Below are 7,639 nucleotides of genomic sequence, written 5' to 3' on the forward strand. Positions count from 1 at the left end.
CCCCGGCCCGGCCACCCGTGCGTGGACCACCCAGCCGCCCGTACCCACCCCGGGGGTGACAGTGAACGGCCAGCCGACCGCCGACGTGGTCGACCGGATCAAGGACGTCCCGATCTACCGCAGTTCGATCGAACGGGGCCACTTCCCCGTGCTGGAGAAGCCCGAGATCGCCCGCGGCTTCCCCGGCAACTGGATGACGCCCGCCCTCGCCGCCGCCCTGGAGGCGGGCGAGGCCGAGTACGTGCTCTCCACCGGGACCAACCACGCCCGGATGCAGATCATCCGCCCGCCGTACTTCCTGCTGCACTCCTACTACCGGCTGTGGAGCGAACACCCCGACCTCGCCGCGAGCTGGCGGGAGGGCTGCCGACGGGTCTCGCTGACCACGGTGCTCGCCACCGAGCACGTCGCCCGGGTCAACGCCCGCAAGCGCGGGGGAACCGCCGTCGCCGAGCCGGAGCTGGACGACCGGCGGCTGGACGGGCGCACCGTCTACCTCAACCTCCGCCTCGACCCGGCGGGTTGGAGCCGTGGTGAGGTCGAGCGGATGCTCGGCGAGATGCGGGAGGCCGCCGCGGCGCACCCCCAGGGGCGCTACCTGCTGGACTGCTCGTCGAGCCACCTCGCCCATCTGGTGCGGAAGACCGACCGCTGGGACCTGTGGGATCGGTTCCCCCGGCCGGCCGCCATCGTGCACGCCTACGAGTACACCCCGCGCAACGTCTCCCGGTACCTCCGCGAGCGCTTCCACTGCCCGGTCGTCGACATCTTCGGCAGCACCGAACTCGGCTACCTCTACTACGCGGACAGTGGCGGCGACTACCACCCCTACCTGCACGGCATGAGCGTCGAACTCCTCCCCGTCGCCCCCGGCAGTCACATCCACAGCCTGATCGTCACCAGCGTGCGCAACCCCTGGATGCCGCTGGTCCGTTACCGTTCCGGCGACTGCGTCCGCACGGCGGACGGCTCCGCCGACCCGGAGCGGATCACCCGCTTCTGCGGGCGGGAGAAGGAGCTGCTGGCCGGTCCGCACGGGCCCGTCGCCCAGGGCGATCTGGACGACGTGGTCAGCGACATCGCCCCGCAGGTCTTCCTCCAGCACCTGGCCGTCACCGAGGCCGGTGGCGCCGTGCTCCACTGCACCACCTTCGACGGCCTCCCGCCCGGCCCGGCCGAGACCGGGGCGCTCGCCCGCGCCGTCCGGGACCTCACCGGCCGGCCCGGCCGGATCGCCCACCACCAGCACCTGCCGATCGGCGCGTCCGGCAAGTACGCCTGGCTCGCGGCCGACGGCCGACCAGCGGACGGAGCCCGATGACCAGTCAGCCCTCCGGCACCCCAGGTGTCCCCGGCACCTTCGTCACGGCCGCCGAACTACGGTCGCTGCTCGGCGAGGAGCTGCACGCCGAGGCCGTCGCCCAGGCCGCCGCCATCACCGGGGACGGCCCGCAGGGCGCCGAGCGTCAGGTCCTGGAGTGCCTGCGCTACCTCTACCTGATCTCCCGTCACCGGGACGCCCTCGCGGGGTTGTTCCTCCCGGTCGAGCAGCACATCGACGAGGTCTGGCACTTCCTGATCCTGCAGACCCGCGAGTACGCCGCCCTCTGCGAGCGCCTGCCCGGCGGCTTCTTCGTCCACCACCGCAGCATCGGCTACGAGGCCTACCAACAGGAGCCCGGGCGGGAGGTCGCAGCGGAGCAGGCACTGCGCTGGATCCCGCTCTACTGCCGGGAGTTCGGCCCCTTCGACGAGGAGGCGACGGCGCACTGGACCATCGTGCGCTACCTCCACCAGCAGCTCGACATGTCGCTGGCGGAGATCTCGTCCCTCCAGCCGCTCGCCGCCGGGTGAGCGCCGCCGCGGCCGCCACCCCGGCGGCCCTCCCGTCCGCCGACCCGCCCGAACAGCGCCGCACCCTGGCCGTCCTGATCGCGGCTCAGACCCTCAGCGGCACCGGGCTCGCCGCGGGCATCACCGTCGGCGCGCTGCTCGCCGACGACCTGCTCGGCTCGACCGGCCTGGCCGGTGTGCCGAGCGCCCTGTTCACCGGCGGGGCCGTCCTCGGCGCCCTCGCCATCGGCCGACTCTGCCAACGGTACGGCCGCCGCCCCGGACTGGCCGCCGGCTACGCGGCCGGAGCGCTCGGCAGCCTCGGCGTGGTCGCCGCCGTGGCCGCCCAGCACGTCGCCCTGCTCCTGTTCGCGCTGCTGGTGTACGGGGCGGGCACCGCCACCAACCTCCAGGCCCGCTACGCCGGTGCCGACCTGGCCGCGCCGCACCGGCGCGGCCGGGCGGCCGGCGTGGTGCTGCTCGCGACCACCCTCGGGGCGGTGGTCGGGCCGAACCTCGTCACCGTCTCCGGCGAGGCCGCCGAGGGATGGGGCATCCCGCCGCTGGCCGGGCCGTTCCTGCTCGCTGCGCTCGCGTACGGGGCGGCGGCGGTGCTGATCGGGGTGCTGCTCAGGCCCGATCCGCTGCTGCTCGCCCGCCGGCTGGCCGTCGGTGCGGCGGACTCGGCCGAGGCGCCCGCGGAACGTCCCGCGGAACGTCTCGCGGAGCCGACCACCGGTGCTGCGGCGTCCCGCGGGCCCGGGGTGGCGACCGGACTGTGGGTCATGCTGCTCGGCCAGGCGGTGATGATCGCCGTGATGACGATGACCCCGGTCCACCTCGGCCACCACGGACACGGCACCGGCGCCGCCGGACTGGTCATCGGCCTGCACGTGGGCGCGATGTTCCTGCCCTCCCCGGTCAGCGGCTGGCTGGTGGACCGCTTCGGGCCGCTGCCGGTCGCGGCGGCGGGCGGTCTGACCCTGGCGGCGGCGGGCGTCCTCGCGGCGGCCGCACCGGGTCACTCCGTAGGCGCCCTGGCCGTAGCCCTGGTGCTGCTCGGCCTCGGCTGGAACCTCGGCCTGGTCAGCGGGACGGCCATCGTCACGGCGGCCGTTCCGGTCGAACGGCGGGCGAGCGCCCAGGGATCGGCGGACGGCGCCCTCGCCGTCGCGGGCAGCACCGGCGGACTCGCCTCCGGGGTGGTCGTCGCCGCCGGCGGCTACCCGGTGCTCGCGGTCTGCGGAGCACTTCTTGCCCTGCTGGTCGTCCCCGTCACCGTCGCGGCGGCCCGGGGCCGGGTCCGGGGCCGGGGCGGGGTCAGGGGCCGGTGAGCACCCGGGGCAGCCGTTCCGCCACCGCGTCGGCGAGGCCCTCGAACTCGCCGCGCAGGAAGGGGGCGGCGAGCAGGGCGAAGCCGTGGAAGCGCAGGGAGGCGCGGTAGTGCACCAACGTGCCGCCCCCGTCGGCCGGGCGGACCGCGATGTCGTCGGTGGCGGTGACGGTGCGGTTGCGTCCGACGAACACCAAGCGCCCCGGGTCGTACCGCTCCAGACGGTAGGTCAGCTCGGTCAGCCGCCCCCGGAACCGTGAGGTGTTCCGCCACTGCGCCCCACGGACGACCGGCCCGCTGTCAAGGCGGACGCAGGCCTCGGTTCCCGGGTCCCACTCCACGGTGTTCGCGAAGTCGGCGAGGTAGTGCAGCACCTCCTCGGCCGACCGTTCGACGCGCATGCTGCGCTCCACGCTGATCATCGGTCCTCCCGCTCGCGTCCGTCTGCCGGGCCGGTGCCCTCGGTGGGTGTTCGGCGCCGACCCGCCGGCGGATTGCGCCCCGGGTCCACGGGGTGCGGCTGTGAGGGGGGCCACCCGTTGGTGGTGGCGGGGCCGACGGTCCGTGGTCGTGTCCTTGCGGTGGGTCGACGATGTGCCCGGCGTCACCATCCGGGCGGGGTGACGGGGGCCACATCGGGGCCCGGATGGATCTTGCGGTGGGTCCGGCGGGCCCTTGGAATCGGGGGTCCGGCCTCGGCCGTACCTTCGGTAACGCTGCTCTGAGCTGGTGTTTCGCTGAAATGCTTGCCGGGGTCGGTGGTGGCTCGTAGCTTCGTAACCAGTGCACAGCGCACTTCCCGGGTTCACCACCCGCGGCCCCCGCCCTTTCAGGCGGCCGGGCACTCGCGGCGAAAGGTGACCGGGGCGGCCATCCGCGTCCAACGCGACAGAGGCCGCCCGCCGCGTGAGACATCTCGGAGCACCGCCCACTGTTCGGGGCCGTTCCGTGCCGTCCGCCTGGGGTTTTCCGAGAGGATCTGCATGACCTTCCGTCACGAGACTGCCGCTGCCACCACCGCCACCGTCAAGCGCAACCGCCTGCGGATGGTCCTGGTGGGCGGCGCTGTGGCCGCCCTTCCGGTTGCGGGCCTCGTCACGGCCACCTCGGCCTCCGCCGCGTCCTCCTCCACCTGGGACTCGGTCGCCCAGTGCGAGAGCACCGGCAACTGGAACATCAACACCGGCAACGGCTTCTCCGGCGGCCTGCAGTTCACCCCGAGCACCTGGGCCGCCTACGGCGGCACCCAGTACGCCTCCTCCGCCGCCCAGGCCACCAAGGGCCAGCAGATCGCGGTCGCCGAGAAGGTCCTCGCCTCCCAGGGCCCCGGCGCCTGGCCGGTGTGCTCTGTCAAGGCCGGCCTCACCAAGGGCGGCACTCCCGCCCAGACCGACACCACCGCGGCCTCCGCTCCGGTGAAGTCCGCCAAGCAGGCCGACCAGAGCACCAAGGCCGCGCCGAAGAACGACACCCAGGCCGCCTCGCGCGGCACCGAGCGCAAGCCCGTCGCCAAGCCCGTCGAGAAGACCGCAACGGCCGCACCGGTGCAGAAGAGCACCGGCGGCAGCTACACCGTCAAGAGCGGCGACACCCTCGGCGCCATCGCCGCCGCCCACGGCGTCGACCTCACCACCCTGTACGGCAACAACGCCCAGGTCATCGGCGGCGACATCGACATGATCCTGCCCGGCCAGGTCCTCAGCATCTGACCCACGGTCAGAACCGGCAGACCACGAAGCTCCCCTTCACCGACCCCGGTCGGCGAAGGGGAGCTTCGTCGCGTCCGTGACCTGCACCTGGCCTGGCCGCCGATCCTCGGCGAGCTTGGCGCGGGCCCGTTCCTGGAGTCCGTGGCGATGGCGGCCGGTCTCCAGCCGTTCGGCGATCTCCTCCAGGATGAAGCCGAGCCGTTTTGCGCAGCCCTTCGGCGCTCACGGCCGGCCGCCGTCGGTGCGGATCCGGTCATGCAGGGCGGTCAGCACGGCCTCGTGGGATCGGTCGACCGCGACGCCGAGCTGCACCTCGCCGTCGACCAGGGTCACGGTGAAGGTGAAGAACGAGCAGCACCCGCTCTCCCGTCCCGCCAACTCCCGCACCTGCTCCTCGACGCCTTCGCCCCCGGCGGGCAACAGGTTCAGCCGGAGCCGGTCCGGTCGGGAAACTGTGGTCAGGCGGTCGGCGAACAGCGCGTCCCACTCGGCCACCCGCAGCGGCTGCTCCACCGTCGGCAGGGTGCACGAGGTCGGCACCCAGTTCAGCTCCGTCATCGGCCCCGCTCCTCGTGTCTCCCCGTACGCGGTGCGCGCCGGGGACGTCTACGACGGTAAACCTGTACCTGGGTACAGGTGGCAAGCTCGGCGTGAGGCCCCCGCGTCCGCCCCACGAGCCTTTCGCCCGGCCGGCCGGCCGGCCGAGCGGGCCGGTGAGTCCTACGGGATCGGTCGGCCCGGAGATCGTGCCCAATTGGTGCTTGCGGTGCGGGTCTTGTGCTTGCGAGCATCGCGACTGCAGCACCGCCGACCAGGCGGAGCCGTAGCCACACGGGGGAACCAATGCGCATCTCACGCCTGCTCGCAGCTGCCCTGCTCACCGCGCTCGCCGTCGGCGTCACCGTCCAGCTGGGAGTGGCCGACGGCCGGGCCGGTTCTCCGGCGGAGCTCGGCTACATCAACATCAACAACAGCGTGCTCCCTTCGCCCAAGCCCGTCTGAGCCCTACTGGGCAGGGATGGTTGGGGAGTCCGGTAGTGATCTCCCTGCCCCATCCCGGCTGGCGGAATCCAAGGACTGCCCCGTCATAGATTCCGGCGGATCGGGGCGCGCCCACCACATCGCCCGTCCGTGACGGTGCGGGCCTTCGCCGTGTGAGGTGAGGGGTTCTCGCAGGTCGACGCGGTGTCGTCCGATGACACGCTCGACCGCTTGGGCCAGGTTGTTCAGCAGATGCCAGGCATCCGCCACCTGCACGGCCCGCGGGGCTCCAGCCTGGGCCCACTCGCGGAACGAGCCGGCACGGTCGCGGCAGACGACCCGGACCTCCGGATGGTCTCGCAGCCAGGTGGCGAAGGTGCTGGTGGCGCGGTCTGCCAGGATGTCGACAGGGTGACGGGTGGTCATGTCGACGAGGATTGTCGCGTAGGTGTCAGCGGACACGCCGAGATGACTCTGGCGCGGATTCCGTGAAAGTCGCCTACAGGTGTTGCCAGTTGGCAGTCACGGCGAGCTACACCGAGTCAGTTGCCGGTCGGGGCCAGGTTGTCGCGGGTCTCCACGTACGCACAGAGTTGCGTCCAGGTGGAGACCGTCCGGCCGTTGGGGGATGGGGGCGGTGGCGTGTGGGCATGCTCGCCGACCAGGATCAGCCCGGCGTGCTCGCGTGCGGCTACGCCGTCGTCCGCGATGATCACCTCGGTCCGCTTCCAGCTTGGGTGGTAGCGCCGCTCGGGGATCTCCGCCAAGTGGGCCGCGTCCGGCAGGCCGGGCCCTGGATGGTCGAGGAACCGGACGACCGGGCCCGTTGAGCAGCCCACGTCCGCAGTGCCGACCACCCGGATCAGGTACGGTTGCCCGCTCCTTGCCCGGTACGCGTACACCCGGCCGGGGACGGTCCGCGCCGGTTTCGGGAGGCGGACACGGACCGGGCGTGGTTCGGGTTGCGGGCTCTCCAGGCGGGCTCGGAGCCGTTGCAGGACGGCAGCACGTCGGCGTACCTCCGCGGCCCCGGCTTCCTCCCAGCGTTCCAGGTCGCCGTCGGCGTCCAGCATGGTGAGGGCTTCCTGCCGGGCGGGCTCGCTCAGCCGACCGAGCCTGAACTGGGTGTCCGCCAGTGTCAGCCGCACCACGACGTACTCGTCCGGATCGGAGAGTTCCTCGGCGAAGGCATTCAGCACCCGTGCCCGGGCTTCCTCCGCATCCGCTCCCGCTTCCAGAGCCTCGCGGTACGCATCACGGACACCGCACGCGGTGTCGTCCGAGTACAGCCCGGTTCCGTACGTTCCCACGCTCTTCTGTCCTTCCGTCCGCTCACCGTCGGCCTCGGCCGGAACCGCTCGGAACCCGGCATATGAGCGGTGACCTGCACGAATTTTCGCACCCCGCCATCCCGGACCACCACCCAGCCCGCACAGGGCGCGGACCGTCCTGGGAGGCGACTCCTGTAAACGGCCGGGGCGCACGTTCCGTGAAAGCCACCCGGGGATGCTGCCAGTTAGCGATCATGACGGGTGTCTGTTGCTGATCTTCTGGCCGTCCTGTTCCCTCAGTTCGCGTTGTTGCACGTCGAGTTCGTCGGATCGGCTGGCCGGTCGGTCCGTGTTCACGCCCGGGGCCGGACGGCCGGCGCGAGCTGCCCGGGCTGCGGGGCCTGGTCCGAGCGGGTTCACAGCGGTTACGAGCGGCGGATCGGCGACACCGCGGTCTGCGGGCAGGAGCTGGTGCTGCACCTGCGGGTCCGCCGGTTCTTCTGCGACAACGA

Annotated in this window: 10 protein-coding genes; 6 read left to right on the plus strand and 4 right to left on the minus strand. The window is 72.5% G+C overall.

Annotation, left to right across the window (positions count from 1 at the left end; genetic code table 11):
* Window positions 1-61 precede the first annotated feature (61 nt).
* From ACWCYY_RS16810 to ACWCYY_RS16820, 3 genes are read left to right on the plus strand one after another with little or no spacing between them, the layout of a single operon-like run.
* The gene (locus ACWCYY_RS16810; RefSeq protein ID WP_449796467.1) at window positions 62-1,321 is read left to right on the plus strand and encodes a hypothetical protein; all 1,260 of its coding nucleotides are present in this window, start codon (window positions 62-64) and stop codon (window positions 1,319-1,321) included.
* The gene (locus ACWCYY_RS16815) at window positions 1,318-1,854 is read left to right on the plus strand and encodes a glycine-rich domain-containing protein (RefSeq protein ID WP_345281589.1); all 537 of its coding nucleotides are present in this window, start codon (window positions 1,318-1,320) and stop codon (window positions 1,852-1,854) included. Before ACWCYY_RS16810 ends, ACWCYY_RS16815 begins: the two co-directional genes overlap by 4 nt.
* Entirely contained in the window at window positions 1,851-3,167 is a 1,317-nt protein-coding gene (locus ACWCYY_RS16820; RefSeq protein ID WP_449796456.1) for an MFS transporter, read from the plus strand. The genes ACWCYY_RS16815 and ACWCYY_RS16820 overlap by 4 nt, the downstream gene beginning before the upstream one ends.
* Here the strand turns inward: ACWCYY_RS16820 and ACWCYY_RS16825 are convergent.
* A complete protein-coding gene (locus ACWCYY_RS16825; RefSeq protein WP_449796457.1) occupies window positions 3,154-3,567 on the minus strand; it encodes an SRPBCC family protein in 414 nt (137 codons plus the stop codon). The genes ACWCYY_RS16820 and ACWCYY_RS16825 overlap by 14 nt on opposite strands.
* 582 nt (window positions 3,568-4,149) lie before the next feature.
* Between ACWCYY_RS16825 and ACWCYY_RS16830 the strand changes: the two genes are divergently transcribed.
* A complete protein-coding gene (locus tag ACWCYY_RS16830) occupies window positions 4,150-4,875 on the plus strand; it encodes a transglycosylase family protein (RefSeq protein WP_449796458.1) in 726 nt (241 codons plus the stop codon).
* 222 nt (window positions 4,876-5,097) lie between these two features.
* Here ACWCYY_RS16830 and ACWCYY_RS16835 read toward each other — a convergent pair whose 3' ends face one another.
* A complete protein-coding gene (locus ACWCYY_RS16835) occupies window positions 5,098-5,433 on the minus strand; it encodes a hypothetical protein (protein WP_449796459.1) in 336 nt (111 codons plus the stop codon).
* Between the two features lie 285 nt (window positions 5,434-5,718).
* On the opposite strand from ACWCYY_RS16835, the gene ACWCYY_RS16840 reads away from it, so the two are divergent.
* Entirely contained in the window at window positions 5,719-5,877 is a 159-nt protein-coding gene (locus ACWCYY_RS16840; RefSeq protein ID WP_345281599.1) for a hypothetical protein, read from the plus strand.
* 3 nt (window positions 5,878-5,880) lie between these two features.
* Here ACWCYY_RS16840 and ACWCYY_RS16845 read toward each other — a convergent pair whose 3' ends face one another.
* Both ACWCYY_RS16845 and ACWCYY_RS16850 read right to left on the minus strand, forming a co-directional pair.
* Window positions 5,881-6,318: a transposase gene (locus tag ACWCYY_RS16845; protein WP_449796460.1), complete on the minus strand. Its 438-nt coding sequence runs from the start codon at window positions 6,316-6,318 to the stop codon at window positions 5,881-5,883.
* Between the two features lie 80 nt (window positions 6,319-6,398).
* Complete coding sequence (locus ACWCYY_RS16850) at window positions 6,399-7,055, minus strand: hypothetical protein (protein WP_449796461.1); 657 nt, start codon at window positions 7,053-7,055, stop codon at window positions 6,399-6,401.
* A gap of 381 nt (window positions 7,056-7,436) precedes the next feature.
* Here ACWCYY_RS16850 and ACWCYY_RS16855 point away from each other — a divergent pair.
* Window positions 7,437-7,639 (plus strand): transposase family protein (locus ACWCYY_RS16855; RefSeq protein WP_449796462.1); only part of this gene is annotated, 203 nt, incomplete at its 3' end.

The organism is Kitasatospora sp. NPDC001664, assembly GCF_053596675.1.